Here is a 22,663-nt window from a genome sequence, read left to right on the forward strand (position 1 = left end):
CTTTTATCTTCTGTTATTCTTTATCTATTGGGATGAATACCGAATACGCATCATCGCCTTTTTTTGCCGCCAAACAAAGTACCACAGGTTGACCGTTATTATCTGTATAAACAAAAGGACGTTCAAGCCTGTCAGCCTTAAAGATACTTCCATCTTTCATTTTTAGTTCTTTGGGCATTAACCGGTAATTTTTGGCCTTATTCCAGTTTTTACCATCCTCAGAAGTTATGAGCCCTATGAAACCTTCAGGGGCATGAAAAATTCCATAAAATCGGTTTCTTAATTTATCAAACCAAATCGAAACATCCTCCGTATCCAGATAATCAATAACGGGTTTATCCTGAATTTCGAAAGGTCCGGCAGGGTTCTCACTCACCGCTACAGCCTGATTTCTTACAAATCGTTTTTCATTGGGTTTATCTCCTTTAACCACCATATAATACAAACCGTCTGAACCCTGTGCAATAGCAGGATTTACAGTGAGCGTTGTTATTGGACCCGAAGGTTCAATCAATACAGACGAACTCCTCTTCCAGGGGCCATCAATACTTTTGCCTACCGCCAGACCAGTTCTTTGGTTATTTCTTAAAACAGACCAGTTAGGATGCCTGTAACCCGTTTTAGCAGTTTCAATTAGTTCGTCCTCTGTATAGGATTTATCGCCAAAATTAGTTGATATGTAGTACAGGTAATATGTTCCTTCGAAGTACTTTATTTTTGGATTATGAACGGTTACCGCATCCCAATGTCCGGGGCCATTCGATTTCAAAACTGTCTCCTTATATGTCCACGGACCCCAAGGGTTCGGTGAGGTGGCATGAGCAACCTCTGAGTGGGTTAACCAAGAGTAAAAACCAAACTTTTTAGGCCACCGAGCATAAAAATTATGATATAATCCGTCACCATCTTTTATAATGGAAACACCCCAGTTATAATAATCTGATGATTTAAAGAAGTTTTGTTCAGTTATTGGTGCCAACCGATCGCTAAAACTTAAATCGTCTGTTGAGTTTTGAGCAAACATTAGCGATGAAAAAAACAACAATAATATTAAATTAAAACCAACGATAGACTTCTTCATAAATAGCTTCATTATTACGTTTTACTTGGTTAATTTTTGGTCAGGGTAAGATACTACTTTTTGAGTTTCCTTACTTAAAGGTAACTGTGCGTCAACCTCTCTCAAAAAATCAGAAAGTACTCCTGCCAACGCCTTTACCTTTTCCGGGTTTTGACTCGCTAAATTAGTATGTTCCCCTATATCGTTTGCGATATTATACAGTTCAAAAGTTTCGTTTTTATAGAAGTAAATTAACTTCCAATCTCCCATTCTTACTGCACTTGCCGTTCCGATACCCGGCCCGTAACCACCCCATTTGTTAGGGTAATGCCATACTAATGGACGATTTTCATTCCATTCTTTATCTCCCGAAAGAATTGGTGTAAAACTAATTCCATCCACCTCTTGAACAAGCTGAGGGTTGTTTATTTCAGCCATTTCAATGATCGTAGGGAAAAAGTCTTCTATAATCACCTTATCGTTACTCACTGTGCCAGGCTTTACCTTACCAGGCCATTTAACGATCATTGGCTCTCTCATTCCTCCTTCATACATTGATCCTTTTCCACTCGCTAATGGCTTATTATGTGTATTTGGCTCCCCTCCTCTGGCATGCGCACTCAAACCTCCATTATCTGACATAAACAAAATAATGGTATTTTCAGCTTGACCTGTTTTATCCAGATAGTCCATAATATCTCCTAAACTCTTATCCATCCCTTCTATCATTGTTGCATATTTGGCTTCTTTTTCATCCAATCCTTTATCGAGATATTTTTGCATAAATCTTTTATCACCATATAAAGGAGCATGCACAGCATAATGAGACATGTATAAAAAGAAAGGCTTATTTTCCGGAGCAGTAGCTAAAGAAGTCAATGCCTCCAGCGTAAGTGCTTCGGTTAAGAAGATATCCTCTCCATGATATTTTTCCAATCCGGGAACTGCCCAAACCTCTTTACCTTTTTTACCATTACCAAAATTTTCGGTACCCAGATAACTCTCAGGGGCTCCTGCCGCATGACCAGCTATATTTACATCAAATCCGAGGTTCAATGGATCTGCGCCCGGAGTACCTATAGCGCCAAAATGTGCCTTACCAGCGTGAATGGTAAAGTATCCATGATCCTTTAATACCTGCGGTAAAGGAGTGGCATATACCGTTCGTTCAATACCTGGCATGGGTGCCACACCATTCACATTCCACTCTGGAAATGTCAAAACATCATCATTAGCATCGTTAGACGCATTTTTCTTTAAAGTCCAATTCGTAACCCTATGCCGGGCGGCATTCATTCCCGTCATAAGGCTCACCCTTGTTGGAGAACAAATGGGAGTAGCATAGGCCTGGGTAAACTTCATACCCTCTCTTGCAAGACGTTCCATATTCGGGGTATGGTACCTTTCATTGAAAAGAGTTTTCTGATCCCAAAATGGTTCAGAAGTATCTTGCCATCCCATATCGTCAACCAAAAACATTACAATATTTGGTTGTTCCGGTTTTACCACTTTTTCATCCTGCTTTTTACAAGCTATAACGATTGAAAAAATTAATACTACAACTATCTTCAAGTTCCCTTTCATATATGTAAAACAAGTTATCTTTTAAAATGAATTAATTGCTCTCTATTACAGCTCCATCTTCACGGTAAAGATCCACTTCCCCATCCAACAGAACAGCTATTACCGTCATATTCTCATCCAATACATATTCGGGTACCTTTATATATTTAATCCCCGGATAATGACTCCAATAAACTTTACCTACCACTTGATGCGATAATTTTGTACCATTCCCAACCACCCAGATTCGGTTGATGTTATTTTTTAAACCTCTTAGAACAACCTCTCCTCCGGGATTTCCCTTTACAAAAAGGTAAAGGATCTTTCGGTCCTTAGATAAAGTAGTGGCACCGTAATAGTGTTCCTTTGGAATTCCAGCTATCGTACCATAAATTGCCTCCTTGTGTTTGTTTGTCCATCGACCCAATCCTTCTAAAATTTCAACTTGTTCCTCCGGAATGGTACCATCAGCCTTCGGACCAATGTCCAGTAACATATTACCGCCATTACCTATAACATCAGAAAAAATTCCTATAATCTGATCTGTTGTCTTGTAATCATGATCATTTTTTTGAAATCCCCAGGAATTATTCATCGTAATGCATAGCTCCCAATATTTACTCTCAGGTCGGGTAATAGGCATCCCTTGTTCCGGGGTAGCATAATCGCCTTCTTCTCTTAGTCTTGAATTGAGAATGGTGTTTGGATTTCTGTCAAGCAACATCTTTCTCACTTTTGGAGCCTGCCATTCTTCAGAATTATGTTCCCAATCACCATCGAACCAATAAAGATCCGGATTATAATTATCCGATAACTCTTTTAGTTGTCCTTGATAGTATTCAAGGAATTTCTGCCATCTTTTTGGTTCCTCAGCTATTTTATATCGCAACGAATCGCGTTTAAAATGAGTGTAATCATCATAAGACCAATCCGGTAGTGAATAATAGATTCCTACTTTTAATCCATTCTTTCTTAATTGACCTACGAAAGGAGTAAGTACGTCTTTTTTAGCTGCTGCACTTTTTACAGCATTAAAACTACCGTACTTCGAATCCCATAGGGCAAAACCATCATGATGTTTAGACGTAATCACTGAATATTTTGCCCCGCTGTTTTTAATTAATTTTACCCATCGTTCCGCATCGTAATTACTCGCTGTAAAACCATTGGTTTGTTTAAGATAATCAGGATGAGAAATGTAACCATTGAAAAAAGACCAGGATTCATCAATTCCATTAACCGCATATAAACCCCAGTGGATAAAGATACCCAGCTTAGCATCTTTAAACCATTGCATTTTATTCTCTTCTTCTTTTTTAGCTTTTTGGGCAGATAGAGGAGTTACCCCTAAAATCAACAACAGTATCAGTAACCTTTTCACCATTTATTATGTTTTTATTTTATAATTTCTAAGTTCTGGTCTAAAACCAGTGTTTTATTAGCCTCCAGAGCAACCTCAATATTTTTGCTATTATATTTCAATGTGATCAATTTATCCACGGGAGCCTTTAATGCAACCGAGGTCAATGCATTTTGTTTCCACTCTATGCTCACCTCCACATTACCTCTTGCTTTGATACCACTTATTTTACCTTCGCTCCAATTTGAAGGCAGGGCAGGTAGAAGCCTGAAAAATCCTTCATGAGATTGCAACAATAATTCCGCAACACCAGCGGTGTAACCAAAATTTCCGTCAATTTGAAAAGGAGGGTGTTCATCAAATAAGTTATCTGCAATAGAGATCTCAAAAAACTTCTTAATATTTTCCTGAGCAGCTTCCGGATTCAGTAATCGGGCGTTAAAGTTAATCATCCAGGCTCTACTCCAGCCCGTACCCGCGCCTCCGTGTTCCAATCGATAATCAATCGTTCTTTGTGCTGCTTTAAAAGCCTCTGGATTATTTTCCGTAATATCATCTCCCGGATGTAAAGCATATAAGTGAGACATATGTCTATGACCTTTCTCTGGTTCTTCATAGGCTTCATTCCACTCGAGAATTCTACCCTCTTTGCCGACTACTACTCCCGGATATAAGTCTGTTCTTTTTTCCTCTACTTCTTTTATGAAGGGGTCATTAATATTTAAGATTTGTGCCGATGCCAGCACATTATCAAAAACTTCTGCAATAATCTGATGACCCATGGCAGCCCCATAAGAAACTGCAGCAGATTTGCCGTCAGCAGCGATATAAGAATTCTCAGGAGAAGTTTCAGGATATGAAATCCACTTATTTGATTCAGGATCCTTTTGCAACCAATCTAAATAAAAAGAAGCAATCTCTTTCATAGCCGGATATCCGCGCTCTTTTAAAAATTGTTCATCTTGAGTAAACCTGTAATGTTCCCAATAATGTTGTACGATCCATCCACCTCCATGAATCCATGCTCCCCAAAATGGCGTTGCTGCCCTCATCCAAGGTGCCGCCCATAAGTCACTGGTATGATGAACAACGGCTCCTCTATTGATTCCGTATTGCTCTTTGGCTGTTATCTTACCACGCTCAATAAGTCGGTCAACATAATCAAATAATGGCTCCTGACATTCACTCAGATTGGCAACTCCAGACGGCCAATAATTCATCTGAAGGTTAATATTCAAATGATAATCTGCATTCCACGGCGCTTCTATATGCTGATTCCAGAGGCCTTGTAAATTAGCCGGATTAGTTCCTGGTCTGGAAGAACCAATTAACAAATACCGCCCATATTGGAATAAGGTTGCGGCCAAATCAGGGTCTGATTGCCCTTCTTTTAAACGTGCTAATCTTTTATTTGTTGGCAGGGTATCCAGGGCATCATTTCCTAGTTCGAAAGCTACACGCTTGTATAGTGACTGATGGTCATTTACATGCCGTTCCAGTAATTCATCAAACGATTTCCCCGCTAATGCTGCCAGGTCATTATTATTTTCATTTGCGTAATCTTCCGAGTAAAACGAAGTATTTCCTACGATAAACAGCGTGGCTTTACGAACCCCTTTTAATTTAAGCTTTCCGTTTTCTGCACTAACAGATCCTGACTCGTTCAGTACCTTTAATCGCGTTTCAAACTTAACCCCGTAGTCTATCGGAAACGCATTAGAAAATTTTTTTCCGCCAAATTGGGTAACCACCCCTTTCATACTGATTTCATTGTTGGCTGGATTAGATACTGTAACCGTTGGGCGTCCCTTGTCTTTTGGCCTGTCAAGTCTGAGATTAAAATCCAAACCTTCTTCAGCATCCGTTTCTAAATGAACAACCATGGTATTATCAGGACGAGAAGCAAAGACCTTTTCTACCACCTTATTACCATTCAACTTATAACTCACTGTCACTAAAGCACTATCTAAACTTAAACTCCTTTGATAGTTTTCCGCTTCCGAAACCTCATTTTGGAAGTCGATGTACAAATCTCCCATGGTTTGATGAGAACGCAATACGGACTTATAAGAGAATCGCTTTATGATCTCTTTATCGGCCTCATGAACTTTACCGTCACGAATTAATTGTCTGATGTATTCAAGGTCTTCTTTATTTCCTTTTGCATTACCCCAATCAGGTCCTCCGGACCACATGGAATCTTCGTTGAGCTGAATATGTTCATTCCTGGTGTCTCCAAAAACCATTGCTCCTAATCTACCGTTCCCAACCGGTAAGGCCTCCATCCACTTGGATGCCGGCTCCTCATACCATAAGCGTGTGTTATTAGTAGCTGTAATCGATTCTTTCTTGCAACCAAAAAGGGAGGCACCCAGCATGGTAAAAATCAAATATTTATAAGTTTTCATCTAGTTTATAAAAATTAACTGTGTTTTGGTAAAAAATTTTGGTATGGTGTTCTTTTGGTACATAATCTTCTATAATCTTCAAAACAGTCTCGTATGGCGAAGACAATAAACATACGGGCCAATCAGAGCCATATAATAATCGATCTGCTCCAAAGCTGTCAAAAACCACATCCAGAAAAGGAGTGAACTCTTCCGCTCTCCATTGAAAATCTTTTGTTTCGGTAACTAATCCTGATACCTTACAATACACATTTTCGCATGTAGCAAGCTCCTTTATATCTGACTGCCATTCTCTATCCATCCCTGAAGAGATTGCAGGTTTAGCAATATGATCCAATACGAAAGCTTGATCAGGAAATTTTTCCGCAAGTTTAATGGCCGCCGGCAATTGCCTTGGAAAGACCAATATGTCATAGGTAAGGTCAAACTGGCTTAGCTTGCTAATCCCATTTTGAAAATCAGACCTCAACATAAAGTCGTTGGGTTCTGCTTGTACAATATGCCGAATACCCTTCAATTTATTATTTGATGAAAAATGTGCAAGTCGGTCCTCAACATTATCAGCTAAAAGATCTACCCAACCTACAACCCCCTTAACAAAATTATGGTTCCGGGCTATATCCAATAAAAATGCCGTCTCCGTTTCAGATTGATCCGCTTGAACTGCAATGCAACCATCAATATTATTCTTTTGTAAAATGGGCTCCAGGTCAGTTGGCAAAAAATCCTTTCTGATAACCTCCATGGTTTCATCAATCCAGGCATCTCTTACCGGATCAAACTTCCAAAAATGTTGATGGGCATCTAGTCTCATTTCGTTTGAATATTTTTAATTCTATTTTCGATATATCCACCCCAAACCTTATATCCTTTCGGCTTCAGATGAATTCCGTCATTACTGTACAAATCCAAATTCAACGTTCCATTGGCATCAGTTAGCTCCTCAACCGGATTACAGTAAATGACGTTGTCAGGTAGCGATAGCTTTTTTAAATGATTATGAATGGAATTATATTTCATTCTGCGATCGGAGTCTGATTCTACACCGGTTGGTAGCGGTCCGAAAAGCAAAATTTTCGTTTGAGATGAAAATTTTGAACTTGCCAATTCCACAATGCGTTCAATACCTGCTACAATTTCAACCGCATTATCATCATTAATGAAATTATTAACTCCAATAGTTATCACTGCGACCTTTGGACGACACTTCTCATAGTGTCCGTTCTTAATTCGGTAAAGCACATTTTGCGTGCGGTCGCCTGAAATACCGGCATTGATTATTTTTTTATTTGGGAATAATGAATCGAGTACGCTCTTACCCGGCTTATAAGTCACATGGGGTCGATTACTACCCCAGCCCTGCGTTATTGAATTTCCGATAAGTAATATATCTGCGTCCTCTGTATTGGCACAAATAGAATCTATGTCTTCAGCCTGTTTCCACCAATCAGTACCTTTAGTCCAGCCTGCTCCAGACCTGAATTCGCCTGACGGGGCTGGCACAACTGCGAGATTCAGCTTCTGGTTTGTAGCTTCCAGTATAAAGTTCACAATAACGGTTGGATTCTTCAAACTATGAGGATGATGTCCGTTGTTCTCTTTAAAGATGGTTCGAATATCGCCACCTGAATTACGGATATCCCGAGTAAAAGGCTGTGTATTTTCATCGAGAGGAACCACTGCATCATCTGCTCCACATACATGCAACATCGGATACTTTCCACGAACTATTCTCTTCACCTTGTTAATTGGACTTCCTTTGAATGTATATAAGTCCTCATCAGCGGTTAACCCATATACTTTTTTAAGTTGTTCGGTATCCTTTAAGCTTCCTTTGTATTTCCCGTTTCCTATTGGCCAACTCAAAATATCTAACACGGGAGCATCTGCATAAACACAAGCTACTTTATCCGGGTTTTTAGCCGCCCAATTATAAGCGATGAGTCCGCCTCTACTCATGGCTTCTATAGCTCCCTTCTTCGCAAAGCCTTGTTCCTGTAAATACTTATAAAACCGATTCCATCGTTGTATGGCTTCATCCGATCCATACAAATTGGCCACATCACTATACACCACATAAAATCCTCTTTCCAAAAGGGCAATATCCGTCTGAGGTTCATGACCAAAAAAACGAGCTCTCCAGATCCATGGCTTACCCACTGCCGGCTTTTTTGGGAAAACTATTTTTACTGCATTTCCCTTAAATATAAAATCATACTGGTTATAACCATGAAAATCAGACCTGCGGATATCTTTTACATCCTCAGAGGACGTTATCTTTATTTTTTCATCAGAACTTTGCTTAACAACTTCATACAAACGCCTGGCCATTATGGTTGCTCCTAAAGAATTTGGATGAATTTTGTCGGGAACCAAACTGGATTTATCCATAAATAATTGATGCATATCTACCGTTTCTACTCCGGTATCGTAGGCAACCTTTTTAATTTTTGGAATGATCTGATCCCTAATAACCGGTTCCCATATATAGGTGGTGTCTGAATGAAAAGAAGGCAATGGATAGATCAGTACGATACGCGATTTAGGGTTCGCAACCTTAAACTCATTTATCAATGCTTTATAATCACTTTCATAATCCTCTAAATGAATCCTGTTAACAGCCTTGGCATCATTTGATCCTAATTTAATGAACACAATATCAGCCTTAAAAGCTAACGCTTTTTTAAAAGCATCCTCCTTCCAATATGGATAATTCCCTTTTCTTGTTAAGGTTCTGCTGCTTACACCGAAATTCTCAACGAGGTAATTATCTCCCAACATAGCCTGTAACTGAGCTGGATAAGAATTATGATTCCTGTTTTCTACATTCATTCCATAGGTGATACTATTACCTACACAGGCAATTTTAACGCGCTCGCCAACGAAAATTTGGCCATATCCATTTATAAGCATAAAAAGTATAAACACAGAGGTAAATACTTTTTTAAAATACATAAGTCCAATTTGAAGTTTCATATACCTTATTTCAATTACCAATTATCTGTTCTAAAGGCAGATGCAGGAAGACCGGATTCATCAAATAAACTTGGCAAAGCCTCGTTGGTGAAACCAAATCGAACAGCAACAGGATTTGGCACTTCTTTTGCCCACACCTGTACTTTATTTCCTTTAATCTTAGCTTTAGCAGGATAGAAAACCTTATCCTCACCTGCAATTTCAAAACAGCTAATATGTCGTTGTTTGGTCATTAATTTTTCGACATGGTCAAAACTCACTAAAATTTTATTTCCGTAGATCTCGTAATCACTATATAAAGGTCCACTATAATCGATACCTTTAACACCATAGGTTTTAGCCAAGGCCCATAGCGCTAATCTTTTACCGACGTCTTGTTTATTCGTAGGATGAATATTGGTAAGATCTCCAATATCATTTGTGACTGCCATGCCTGTATTTGAAACGGTTTTCAAAGTATTCAATTGAGCATCCCTTACAAATGCGGCTTCTCGATTTGTCTTAGAATCACCGTATTTAAATGGAGCTATCTGTACAAAGTAAAATGGAAAGTCCTTTTTCCAGGCATCGCGCCAGGTTTCTATAAGTAACGGAAACGATTTATAATAGCTATCCGCAATATCTCTGTTAGATTCTCCCTGATACCATATCGTTCCAGCAATGGTGAAGTTCAAAAAAGGATACACCATACTATTGTAAGTTACCCCTGGGTCATTTGGCCACCAAACATAATCTTTTATTTGTTGGGCTGCCTTTTTCAAATCCGAATTTGATGCTACTGTTTGCTTTTCCATCCAAACCTCTACTGGAGTTCCTCCCCAACTAGAGTTTATCAATCCAATCGGTATATCAAGTTTTGTATTTAATTCACGACCAAAAAAATAGGCAACAGAACTGAAGTCCTTCATCGTTTCGGGGGTACAAAGTTCCCATAACCCCTCAGCATCATCTTGTTTGTATTCGGCCTTTTTCTTACGTACCGAAAAAAATCTGATCTTCGGATAATCAGCTGCTTTAATTTCGTTTTCTGCATTATCCAATCCTTTCAATGGTGACCACTCCATATTAGATTGTCCGGAGCAAAACCAAACTTCTCCTATTAAAATATCTTTTAGCGTAATCGTTTCATGTCCCTTTATAGATATATTAAATGGCCCTCCTGCTTCAGGAGTTGGTATGCTAAGTGCCCATTTTCCTTGATAAGCCTTGGTCGTATACACACTATCACTCCATGAAGTTGAAATGGAAATTGTTTCGGCCGTTTGAGTCGTCCACCCCCATAAGGTTACATTACTGTTTTGCTGCAATACCATATGATCAGACAATATGGATGGAAGCCAAATTTTAGCATTAACCGACAAGGAAATCAATAGAAGAGAAACAAAAGCCAATGGTTTGCCTGACCTGTTAAAATCGAAAATCACATTACTACTAAACGCTTTCATATTGCCTTTTTAAGTTCAAATAATTGATATTATATCTTGGTCCATTTATCGAGAATCGGTTGCAGATTCAATGAGTCGTTCATTTCTTGCTGTAGCCCTATTAAATCTTCAAATAGAACCTTTACACGATCTTCCTGCTCAGGCATCTCTGCTATATTGGTTAATTCTAATGGGTCCTTTTCTAAATCGTACAATAATATTTCTTCCGATCGCGGATATACTATTAGCTTGAATCCATTTTTTCTGATCATTCGTTGAGAGCTCTTTTCATAGCACCCGTAAATCGCCTCGTAAGTTCCTTTTTTATTGTCATTTTGAATAAAAGGCAGGAGGCTGCTAAATTCAATATAGTTAGGCTTTTCAACCGCTGCGATATCAATAGCTGTAGCCATTAAATCTTGTAAGTAAACATCGTGCTCAACTTTTTTGCCCTCAGGTATATCCGGTCCGACAATAACTAATGGCACCCGTACACTGTGATCATACATGTTTTGTTTCCCCATCAATCCGTGTTCTCCTACAGAAAGTCCATGATCTGAGGTAAAAAAGATATAGGTATCTTTTTCGAGACCACTATCCTTGAGTTTGTCCCAAATCAATTTAAACTGATCATCCAGATGTGTTGTTATTGCATAATACTCCTGCCGATTAATCTTTACAGCATAAGGGGTTCTTGGAAAAGGTGCTAACTTTTCATCCCTTAAATTTTTTCCTGCTCCCATGGTTTCTTTATAGGGATACTCTGGCAAAAAACTTTCAGGTATCTCTATACTATCCAAAGGATACATATCTACATATTTTTTAGGTGATTGTCTTGGATCGTGAGGCGCATTAAATGCTATATACATGAAGAATGGTTTGTCTTTAACACTAGCACTGTCTATAAAAGATAAGGCATCATCTTTTACCAATTCACTCCAGTGTTTTCCTCCCTTCCAATATCCACCAAACTCTTTTTTCCAGGGTTGCCATAGGGTGTCATTTTCATTTTGAGGTCGGTTATAACCTTCAGGTGTATCAAATGGCATTCCCCTTAAAACATGTCCTACATGATTAAAAATGGAGTCTGGCTGAGCCTGAACATGCCATTTACCAGTCATGTAAGTCTCGTAACCTGCCTTTTCCATTAATCTGGGCCAGGTTTTATCCAATGCTTTATTCTGACTATACTCTTTAGAGATCTGTTGGGCATTCCAGACAGTTCTCCCACTAATCATCATCGCCCGGGAAGCAACACAGATAGCGCCATTCCAGCCTCCCATATTATAAGCATTAGTGAAGGTAGTCCCTTTAGCTACCAAAGCATCCATGGTAGGGGTAATAACCTCTGTATTTCCAAGTGCGTGAAGATCTTTATAGCTTTGATCATCTGTATAAAGGAAAATAATATTAGGTTTCGAACGTTCTTCAATAGCCTTTTCCCTTTTACAAGAAAAAGATAATACGATCATACTAGCCAATATTATTCTCCTTTTAAATTGCATTCTAAAAAATTTATTGTTTATAAGCTTTAGCTACTTGTTTAGCTGAACCTAATCCTTCTATTCCCAATTCAACTACATCGCCAGGTTTTAAATAACGTTGCGGATCTAGTCCAAGACCAACACCAAAAGGGGTTCCCGTCGATATAACGTCGCCCGGCAACAAGGTCATAAACTCACTGATATAACTTACTAACTTCGGAATATCGAAAACAAAATCTGAAGTATTACTATTTTGCATTTCTTCCCCATTAAGTTTCAACCATAAATTCAAGTTATGTGGATCTTGAATCTCCTCCTTTGTTGCTAAAAATGGACCAATAGGAGCAAACGTGTCATTACTTTTTCCTTTCACCCATTGCCCCTCACGTTCCAATTGGTATGCTCTTTCACTATAATCGTTATGCACGGCATATCCCGCTACATAATCCATCGCATCCTCTTCAGTTACATACGATGCTTTTTTGCCAACGATAACTGCCAACTCCACTTCCCAATCAGTTTTCTCACTTCCTCTTGGTATAACCAGGTCATCATTTGGCCCAACTATAGCTGAAGTTGACTTAAAAAACAATACAGGCTCTTTCGGTATAGCCATACCACTTTCTTCTGCATGTTTGGCATAATTTAATCCAACACAAACTATTTTCGACGGACGGCAAATTGGAGGCCCTAAACGTACATCTTCATCCACGTGTGGACAATCTCCCTGGTTGGCTTCTAACCATTTGCTTAAACGATTCAAACCATCTGTTTCAAAAAACTGTTCAGTATAATCCGAACCAAAACCTGAAACGTCTAATCTTTTTCCTTCTACAATTACCCCTGGTTTTTCATTTCCAGGCTCTCCAAATCTTATTAATTTCATTGTTCGCTATATTTACTTGTTAAATATTTCAATTTGTTTCCATTTTTTTCCATTCATAGGTGCATCATTTTGCTGATTGACCCCAGGAGTAGTTCGTCCATTTTCGATGGCTGAAACCATCAGTGACTTTAATTCATCAACTACTTTTGTTTCAGAATCTACCAGGTTGGTAGTCTCTGAAGGATCTTTCTCCAAATCGTATAACTGAAATTCAGGCAATGCGTCTATATCCTTTGAGTTAGGTTTTGGATAACTCCATCCACCGGATCCCGGACAGAATATGAGTTTCCACTTTCCTTTTCTAATTGCAAAACTTCCATTAATTGAATGGTGAATGGTCACCTCGCGCTTATATCCATCTGTGTTGGAATCTTTCAACAATGGCAACATTGAAAAACTATCTTCAGCCGCACTATCCAAAAGATTCTCCTCAACTATCGCCGCACATGTAGCCATAAAATCAGTAGTACAAATGGTTTTATCAGAAACGGATCCAGCTTTAATAAGAGCAGGCCATTTTACAATAAATGGTACCCTATGCCCTCCTTCATAAATATCTGCCTTATGACCTCTGTAAATAGAACTCGGGTCGTGGCCATATTCAGCCAGTACCTCAAAATCAGCCTGAGGCGAACATCCATTATCGCTTGTAAAAACAATAAGGGTGTTTTTTTCGATTCCAGCCTCTTTGATCACTTGTACAAGTTGTCCCATATAATCATCTATCATCATCATAAAATCAGCATACGGATTCATCCCGCTTTTACCTTGCCACTCTTCAGTTGGTAATACAGGCGTATGAGGCGAGGGTAATGGTAAGTATAAAAAGAATGGCTGCTCCGATTTTGCCTGCTCCTGAATATATTGATATGATTTTTCAAAAAAATGAGGCGTCACCTGCTCGTGTTCAAAATCTGCTCCGGTTGGTCCTTTTCTCCACCATCCGTACTTACTTTTGTTTACTGTAACCCTGTTTGGCTGTGCAGTTACCTTCTCATTTTCTACATACACATAGGGTGCCATATCCAGAGAACCTGAATGCCCATAAGCATAATCAAAACCGAGATCGTTTGGTGAATTGGTAATGGGAGCTTCAAAATCTATATTTTCATAATCGGTATCATTCCACCCTGGTCCGAGCCCCTTCACAGCATCTTTTTTCGCCCAGTTCCATCCTAAATGCCATTTACCAATATAGGCCGTATGATACCCGTTACGCTTTAATAAAGAGGCTACAGTCTCCCTGTCGTTAGGAATCAGTGCTTCGGAGGTTCCGGTTAAAACTCCATTTTTCAGGGGACTTCTCCAATTGTATCTCCCGGTTAAAATACCATACCTTGTTGGGGTACAAACTGCAGAAGAGGTATGTGCATCCGTGAATCGCATTCCTTCCTCGGCCAATCTGTTAAGATGAGGAGTTTTTATTTTCCCTTCTGAATTAAAGGCTTGAATATCGCCATACCCCAAATCGTCGGCAAGGACATATATGATATTTGGTAATTGCCTGTTTTTTACCTCCTCCTTAGGTGATGATTCTTTCCCTTTACATGAAAAAATGCTTAAGGTTAAGACCAGTCCTAAAGTGATGACTAAATAAATTACGACTCTCTTCATTATTGTATTATTTCCAAATTTTAAAAACAAATGCATAATCTGATTCCACTTTAGACGGGTAATAATCCGGCATTTGTATGCTAAGGTTATTCTCTGACTTTTTCCATTTCAATTCCTCTCCAGTTGCTAAAAACGTAACCTTACTAGGTTTAGATGATTCAAATCCTTTAACCATTATTTCCTTTGGATACCATTTTGGTAGAATCACATAATAAGCCTCATCATTTTGAGTAAAAAATAACTCTTTCACAGCATAACCCGGTTCAGGATCTATCGTTTGCTTCAATATAAAATCGCCACCCAAATAGTGCTGTTTAGGCTTATAGTTTTGCTCACCTTTAGACCATTGGAAAGAATCTTTCCAGGGTCTTGTATTATATATAGCTTCGCCATTTACCTTTAACCATTTACCAATGTCTAAAAGTCGATCTTGCATAATCGGCGGTATATTCCCCCTGGCATCCGGTCCAATATCCAATAGTAAATTACCTCCTGTACTTACCACATTAATAAGCATTAACACAAGAGATTTAGATGAATTATAATCTTGGGCATCTTCATTTTGATTATAACCAAAAGAAAAACCCATTCCTCGGCATTCTTCCCAGGGACGAGTAAATTCTGGAGCTTCAGACTCATACTCCGTGGTAAAAAAACCTCCATGATGTTTCCTGACACCTTTACCCCATCTATCATTTATAACGATGGAATTCTTCACTTTAGATTCATTAAACAGCCAAGCTAATAATTCCTTAGATTTCCATTTGTCAGCATCCATATCCCATTCTCCATCTGCCCATAATACATCAGGCTCATATTTAGTAACCAGGTCTTTAACCTGAGGCAGGAAATGATCATTCACAAATCGTTCTTTATCCTGCTGCCACCATGGATGGTACCACTCATAAAGGGAATAATACAATCCCATTTTAAGGCCCACAGCTTTAACAGATTTTGAAAGTTCACCAACGAGATCTCTTTTAGCTCCAACCTCCATACTATTCCAGGCAAAGCCCCTGTCGTTGGCTTCTTTATTTGGCCACAGGGTATAACCATCGTGATGCTTAGAGGTCAACACGATGTATTTAGCTCCAGAGTTTTTAAATAAAGTTGCCCATGCATCTGGTTCAAATAGATCTGCCGTAAACATTTCACCAAAATCGTAATAGGTAAAATCCTTACCATAGGTTTTTTCGTGATAGTTAACTACCTCATCACCTTTAAAATTACCATTACCAAATAGGGTTTTGTTCTGAAGCCAATATTGGTACCACTCAGAATAAGTCCCTTTAGGAGACCAGGCAGGCACCGAATAAGGTCCCCAATGAATAAATATTCCAAACTTAGCATTACCAAACCAATCCGGAGTTTTTCTACTGTCTATAGACTCCCATGTTGGCTCGTATTTTTTTTGTGCTGTAAGCTTTTCACTACCGAAAAGTAGCATCATTATTAAAACAAAAACCCATATCTTTCTCATAAGTCGTTGCTTTTATTTGATAATATCCAATTCAGCTATAGCCAAGCTACTATCACCTCCGGCTATCCTGGTCGATTGAATTTTAATATATCTTCCCACAGCAGGGTTCTTAAAATTAAACCTCCTGGTTACCGGATCATTTATCAGATTCCCGAATTCAAAAGCTGAAACCTGTTGCCAGTTCTTTCCATCCTTACTTACCGAGAACACCCCTTTTTCAAGCATTCCCTCAGCATTTTCCTGCTGCGGAGTATAAGCGAATCCATTAAACTCTTCTTCCTTTCCTAAATCAACAATTATAAAATGTGATGCTGAACCTTTTTTCGACTTCCAATACGTTGCTGCAGAGGCATCTATGCTTTTATCCGAAGCATGTTTTTCTTCTTCGCTATCCACTTCTGTAATTTTCCAACCACTTTTGATAATCCCAAATATTTCAGAAGTAACATCACCTTGCTGATCCTTAGCAAAAGCTACAGCTTTCACCTCACCAAAAGGAAGGTCAAATGCTTTATCATATACATCCGAACTTCTGTTAGGATCTGAACCATCTGTAGTATATCTGATTTCCAGATTGGAATTAATATTTTCCTGAACATTTTCACCGTGAGGCTTCCAGCTAAAGCCATCTTTTTTAGGTGTAATAGTTACCTGACCATCAATGGTTCTTGAAATGGTTAGCTGTGGTGGTCTTGATTCATAATAATACCCCCCTATAAAAGAAATCGCTGGATTAAATCTAGACTTCTCTACTTTTATACGAAACCTGTTCGAGGTAACTTCAGGAAACCTCAATATTCTTTTATAACCTACATTTGAAGCCTTGGTAATGGTTTGCCACTGATTATCAATAAAAGCCTCCAGTGTATGCGCTTCGATGCGTTCACTATGGGTATCAATTTTTTCCTGAACAACTACACGGTTAATTGTTACTGGTTCAGCTGTTTCTAATTCAACTACATTATTAACCTGATCTAATACAACATAGGTGTCTTCATTGTCATCTGACACCTCTGAAGCACCCATAGCGCCAGCAAGTTTATTTTCAGTATAGGTTTCTTTAATACGCTCACCAACTTCTCTTAACACCTCAACATCTCTTGCAGAAAATCTCCCCTCTCTATTAGGAGGAATATTCAACAAGAAAATCGAATTACCGCCAACAGTACGCTCATACATATCAAAAACATCGTCTACACCTCTAACTTCCTGATCAGTATCATCCCTGTAAAACCATCCCGCTCTGATTGAAGTATTGGTTTCAGCTGGTTGATAGTGTAGATATTTCCCTTCATATAACTTTTCTCTACTTCCCAGATCTTTTGCTGTAAGATCTCCAAAACGATTCATATCATTCGGATCTTCTTTATATGGAATGACATTCCATTCGGTATCTCTGGTGGCACCAGCTTCATTACCGCACCATCTGATGTCTTGTTTTCCAAAAATAACCGCCTTAGGAGCGAGCGTCTGAATTAACTCTTTCCAGGCTAAATAATTATATTGTTGACCTCCTTTACGTTTCGGGTGAGCTCCGTCAAACCAAACTTCGTGTACCGGTCCATACTCCGTAAGTAACTCAAATAATTGATTTAAAAAATACTCGTTGTAATCATCTACCTCAAACTCAAATGTTGTTTTGTTTTCAAATGGACGACCTTCAACAGGTCTTGGGATCGTTCTTTTTGTAGTTTTACTTAAATTTCCATATAGTCCATCAGGGCTTTCAATCTGATACAGATCGGCCGGAGAAAGATAAACTCCAAGTTTTAAACCATACTTCTCACAAGATTTCGATAAATCCTTTAAAACATCTCCTTCTCCATCTCGAAAACCAGTAGACATAATGCCATGGTCCGTGTATCTGCTTTGCCACAAACAAAAACCATCGTGATGTTTAACCGTAAGAATAACTTTTGTCATCCCCGCAGATTTCATGGCTTCACACCACTGATCTGTATCCAACTCTTTTAAATCGAATATTTTTGGATCCTCCATTCCATCACCCCATTCTTTTCGGGTAAAGGTATTTGGACCAAAATGCACAAATGCTATGAATTCATCTTTTTGAGCCTCAAACTGATTCGGAGTAGGAACTACATGTGCTGCTTTTAAAACAATGGAGTCTTTCGTATCATCAGTATCAACCGTAATTGTATTGTTTACAAGCATCAAATTCTCCTCCGCCACCTTAACCTTAGAACACGATGCGATAAACAAAACGCTGACAAATATTCCAATTATTAAACTTTTTTCTTTCATGGGTATACTATTTAATTTTAAGTGTAATATTGATTGGTTGTTGATTTCTAAACACTTCAACCTGAACAGCGCTTTTCCATTTACTCCCTTCATAAGACTTTAACAAATCGGTCATACTTTTAATCTCAGATCCTTCATACCCCAGAATAACATCACCTACTAAGAATCCCGATGTCTTAAAATCGCTACCGGCTTCAAAATCCTGAATAATAACGCCACGAGTTTCATCAAGTCCTGCAGCAGATCTTTGCTCCATGGTACGAATGTTATTCATATGGGCACCTAACAATGTATAAGTATTATCGGTATCGCCCCCGAGATCATCTATTAGCTGTGGTATTTTAGGTGATTGCGCCAATGGCTTCAATCGTGTATTTTGTACTCCAAATTGACTTTGATCGAATTCTTCAAATCCCACTTTATAAGCATCAGATTCAGGTTTCAAATTATAATTTCCATTCACAGGATCTTCAAATGCCACCCTTCCGGTTATACTATTACTATCCACTCCCTTCTCCTGAACTTTTGCCAGGTCTGAGGCTGTTGTAAAGAAGTTGTAATCTACTTCCTTCCCCCATGCACCTAAACGAATATCCCTATGGCTATTGAAAACGATATTTCTTCTGAATATATCCTGACTATTCTCAAACCAAACATGAGGATGGAATCCGTTATTGATCAAAATATTGTTTTCGACTGTTCTGTCAAACCCCTCTCGTAGTTTTAAACCCCCACTCAAACAAAGATTATTGTATATATGATAATTAGAAGACCCATCATCCAAATCAATATCCCATCCATGGTCACATTGGAATCGGTTATTTCTAATTATTGTAGTATGAATAGCATCGAGAAATGGCATTTCCGGCTTTTCCTTCACCAAACTATCCATATAACTTCTGTTAGGGTGCCAGAACCGATCTCTTCCCCATGAATTAAAAGCTCCATGATCGCCGGTTTCCAATACCGTATTAAATACATCATTATATTCAAGGATGTGTCCACCCCACGTTCCATCACCAATATTAATTCCTGCCCTCGGAACATTATAAATACTATTATGACGCACGGTTATATCCATTGCCATGGCAATTTGAATCCCCGCAGTTTGTTTTTCGATTGTTCCAATATCGTGTATTAAATTATCAGACACTAAACATGCACCAGGGTATTTATCAGACTTTGGGCCCTTGGTAAGATCCATTTCGTTTAATGGTACAAATTCACCATATTGAAAAGCAGGCGAACGAACCGCTTCCGGACTTCCAACGAAACATATTGCCGAACCGCCACAACGATAAATATGATTACCCCTTATAGCTATCTTTTTAGCATAATTACTAACAAAAATGGCATTTCCCCCAAGATCCGTAAAATCGCAATTTTTTATTTCCACACGTTCTACGCCATCCAATAAAATGGCACCTCCCCTGTAAATGGTCCAATCACTTCTCAGTAAGGGCTCATAATTTTCCATGAATGTTCTGGACGTATGCTCAAAATGTATTCCTTCAATCGTAATATCTTTTACAAATTCCTTCTCACTTCCCCTCACCTCAATTAAATGCTTAAGCACAGGAACTTCTACCTTGGCTTCAGCCAGATTCACCTCCGGTATTGGGTAATAATACAACGTATCGTTTTTATGTATCCACTCTCCAATAGTATCAAGTTCTTCAAAAACATTTTCAACCATTCTATAGGTTTTATGCATCTTAGAAGGTCTGTTGTTTTGATGTCCTCCTGTTAAGGAAAGTTTCCCATTTTCTTTACCTGTTACTTTATAATGAAACCCTCCCCATTCACCACTGTGCAATGCATGAACCAAAGCCCCGGCAGGATCCGACCAACCCTGAACCCGAACTGAATCGATTGCATCTTCAGCATAACCATTCCAATGCAGATCTCCATCCTTGTAGTTTGGATATCTCGCCAAAACTTGCTTAATTCCATTGATATACAACTGGTCAATAATACGATCATCGTCGTAGGCTGAAACGTACAATTGACCTTCATTTTTTTGCCACGACAAATCAAGTAATTCAGAGCCCTTAATAGTAACCTTGGCACCAGATGCTGCTCTAAGGTTAAGCGGCCCTAAATCAGGGGTGATAAGAATTGGTTTACTCAGATAATAACCCCCTTCTTTTATGGATATTGTAATAGGTGACTTTTCGCCCTCATTTCGAAGTCTGGAAACCATTTCCATGGCATCCTCGATGGTACGAAAAGCATGATCATCTTGAGCAGCCTCATCACTATGAGACACATAAAGCGTTAATTCGCTGACGTTACATGAACCCAGCATGATAATCATGACCAACAATAACAGGTGAATCCTTTTTAGCATTATTTACTGATTTTAAAGGTCCACGCCATATGCGAAGGCAATTCAGAATATTTAATTTCAGAGGTATTTACCTTTACAGCTCCATTTTCATATTTCCAACGCAAGTCCTTCTCCAATCCAATCAATTTGATTGTTGCATTCATTCCCGGATTCGGCATTTCTAAAATCAATTCGTCATCTGGCCATTCAAAACTTATCGCGTATGTATTGTTATTATTTTGGGTATAGCACAGATAGGTTTTCTTAGAAGTGTATACTCCTTTAAGACCTGAAACGCTTTTATTTATATCAACATAAAAGGCATCAGAGGGAACAACTTCTTTATCAAGCCCCTTTGCACTCCAAAACAATGATACGTGTGCATTCTGCTTGTTTTCCTTGTACTTTATTTTGATCGGATAAATATTCCCTTTTTTTAATTTAATACTACCTTGTGTGGCAGCACCTGTTTTAGCCCCCATAACTTCAGAGTCACTTCCCTCTGCTATAATATTTTGATTTATAACTGCCTTGCCATCTATCCAGACAGCTGCTTCATCATCTGCCTTCACTTCAAAATTAAATTTCCCTGATTGAGGAGCTACGATATACCCATTCCATTCGGCAGTAAAATAATCTTCTTTAATACCTTTTACCGGCGAGTTACGTACCCAGTTAAATTTAATAACAGAATCAATACGTTCTTCCTGAACATCTTTTTCTTGTTCTTGAACGATATAAGGTTGTGCTCCATAAATAGCCTCTCCGTTTAATGCAAGCCAATTACCAAGATCGACCAATCTTTCCTGTTGAATTAATGGTATCTGACCATCTGCCTTTGGTCCGACATTAATAATCATCCCACCACCATTGGCAACAGTTTGCACGAACCGGTGAATCAATTCTGCAGAGGTACCATAGGCTTCAAGATTTTCATTTCTATTGAGTCCAAATGAACGACCTATCCCTCTCACTTCAGTCCAGGGACGATCTGTAACTTTAATTCCGGCACTGTATTCCGGCGTTAAAAACCCAACATCCAATCCATGACCCCAACGGTTATTTACAATAGCTTCATCGCCCACCAAATTATAATACCAATCTATTAATTCTGCAGCATGCCATTGCTTGGCTGTATTGAACCACTCACCATCAGAAAAAATCAATGACGGCTTATAAGTACCTATCACTTCTTTAAACTGCGGAATCATATATTCTTCTACATATCTTCCAATACTATCATGAGGATCCGTATACCATCTGTGTAATGGATGATTCCATTCTGAAAGCGAATAATACAATCCCATTTTAAGACCTTCTTGTCTTACCGCTTCTGTTAACTCCCCAACAATATCGCGTTTAGGACCTACATCTACACTATTCCAATTACGATTAAATTTACTCGGCCATAGTGCATAACCATCATGGTGTTTTGATACCAGCACCACATATTTCGCACCCGCTTTTTTAAAGAATTGAGCCCATTCCTGAGGATCCCACAGTTCTGCTTTAAAATGTGGTGCCAAATCTTTATAGGTTGCATCAGGCCCAAAATTCTTCTTCATGTATTCCGTACGAATCGGATCATTCGTTTGCAACCCTCTTAAAAACCATTCAGAATAAGACTCCTTACCTCCATAAGCAGGAACTGAGTACAATCCCCAATGAATAAAAATCCCCAATTTGGCATCTTTAAACCATTCAGGGAATGGTCTTTCCTGTAATTTCTGCGCTAATGGATCAACACTGTGCTCTTGTGAATAAACATTTGAGTTCATCAGTGCTAACAACAATAACAAACAAAGTCTTTTTAACAT

Annotated in this window: 14 protein-coding genes; all 14 read right to left on the reverse strand. The window is 38.7% G+C overall.

Features of this window, described 5'->3' with window-relative positions; translation table 11 throughout:
* Nucleotides 1-13 precede the first annotated feature (13 nt).
* The 14 genes from P278_RS09170 to P278_RS09235 are packed head-to-tail and all read right to left on the reverse strand — an operon-like array spanning nt 14 to nt 22,663.
* Complete coding sequence (locus P278_RS09170; RefSeq protein ID WP_038265675.1) at nt 14-1,081, reverse strand: glycoside hydrolase family protein; 1,068 nt, start codon at nt 1,079-1,081, stop codon at nt 14-16.
* A gap of 21 nt (nt 1,082-1,102) precedes the next feature.
* The gene (locus P278_RS09175; protein ID WP_038265677.1) at nt 1,103-2,644 is read right to left on the reverse strand and encodes a sulfatase; all 1,542 of its coding nucleotides are present in this window, start codon (nt 2,642-2,644) and stop codon (nt 1,103-1,105) included.
* Between the two features lie 31 nt (nt 2,645-2,675).
* Nucleotides 2,676-4,007: an alpha-L-fucosidase gene (locus P278_RS09180; RefSeq protein ID WP_038265680.1), complete on the reverse strand. Its 1,332-nt coding sequence runs from the start codon at nt 4,005-4,007 to the stop codon at nt 2,676-2,678.
* A gap of 11 nt (nt 4,008-4,018) precedes the next feature.
* Nucleotides 4,019-6,391 (reverse strand): glycoside hydrolase family 95 protein, encoded by a 2,373-nt coding sequence (locus tag P278_RS09185; RefSeq protein WP_038265683.1) that lies wholly within the window; start codon nt 6,389-6,391, stop codon nt 4,019-4,021.
* On the reverse strand, nt 6,378-7,205 hold the full coding sequence (locus P278_RS09190) for an amidohydrolase family protein (protein ID WP_038265687.1): 828 nt from the start codon (nt 7,203-7,205) through the stop codon (nt 6,378-6,380). The genes P278_RS09185 and P278_RS09190 overlap by 14 nt, the downstream gene beginning before the upstream one ends.
* Nucleotides 7,202-9,367, reverse strand: a complete 2,166-nt coding sequence (locus P278_RS09195; protein ID WP_051413497.1) for a GDSL-type esterase/lipase family protein — start codon at nt 9,365-9,367, stop codon at nt 7,202-7,204. Before P278_RS09195 ends, P278_RS09190 begins: the two co-directional genes overlap by 4 nt.
* A gap of 14 nt (nt 9,368-9,381) precedes the next feature.
* Nucleotides 9,382-10,812, reverse strand: coding sequence for a sialate O-acetylesterase (locus P278_RS09200; RefSeq protein ID WP_051413498.1), 1,431 nt, complete (start codon nt 10,810-10,812; stop codon nt 9,382-9,384).
* A gap of 29 nt (nt 10,813-10,841) precedes the next feature.
* Nucleotides 10,842-12,263: a sulfatase-like hydrolase/transferase gene (locus tag P278_RS09205; protein ID WP_235444272.1), complete on the reverse strand. Its 1,422-nt coding sequence runs from the start codon at nt 12,261-12,263 to the stop codon at nt 10,842-10,844.
* Nucleotides 12,264-12,306: 43 nt separating this feature from the next.
* Entirely contained in the window at nt 12,307-13,161 is an 855-nt protein-coding gene (locus P278_RS09210; protein WP_038265691.1) for a fumarylacetoacetate hydrolase family protein, read from the reverse strand.
* A gap of 12 nt (nt 13,162-13,173) precedes the next feature.
* On the reverse strand, nt 13,174-14,775 hold the full coding sequence (locus P278_RS09215; RefSeq protein ID WP_038265948.1) for a sulfatase family protein: 1,602 nt from the start codon (nt 14,773-14,775) through the stop codon (nt 13,174-13,176).
* A 7-nt stretch (nt 14,776-14,782) separates the two neighbouring features.
* On the reverse strand, nt 14,783-16,255 hold the full coding sequence (locus P278_RS09220; RefSeq protein ID WP_038265694.1) for an alpha-L-fucosidase: 1,473 nt from the start codon (nt 16,253-16,255) through the stop codon (nt 14,783-14,785).
* Between the two features lie 12 nt (nt 16,256-16,267).
* A complete protein-coding gene (locus P278_RS09225) occupies nt 16,268-18,517 on the reverse strand; it encodes an alpha-L-fucosidase (protein ID WP_038265951.1) in 2,250 nt (749 codons plus the stop codon).
* Nucleotides 18,518-18,524: 7 nt separating this feature from the next.
* Nucleotides 18,525-20,867, reverse strand: coding sequence for a PDZ domain-containing protein (locus P278_RS09230; protein ID WP_038265697.1), 2,343 nt, complete (start codon nt 20,865-20,867; stop codon nt 18,525-18,527).
* Nucleotides 20,867-22,663, reverse strand: coding sequence for an alpha-L-fucosidase (locus P278_RS09235; protein ID WP_082436124.1), 1,797 nt, complete (start codon nt 22,661-22,663; stop codon nt 20,867-20,869). Before P278_RS09235 ends, P278_RS09230 begins: the two co-directional genes overlap by 1 nt.

It is taken from the genome of Zhouia amylolytica AD3 (genome assembly GCF_000511935.2).
Classification (GTDB): domain Bacteria; phylum Bacteroidota; class Bacteroidia; order Flavobacteriales; family Flavobacteriaceae; genus Zhouia; species Zhouia amylolytica.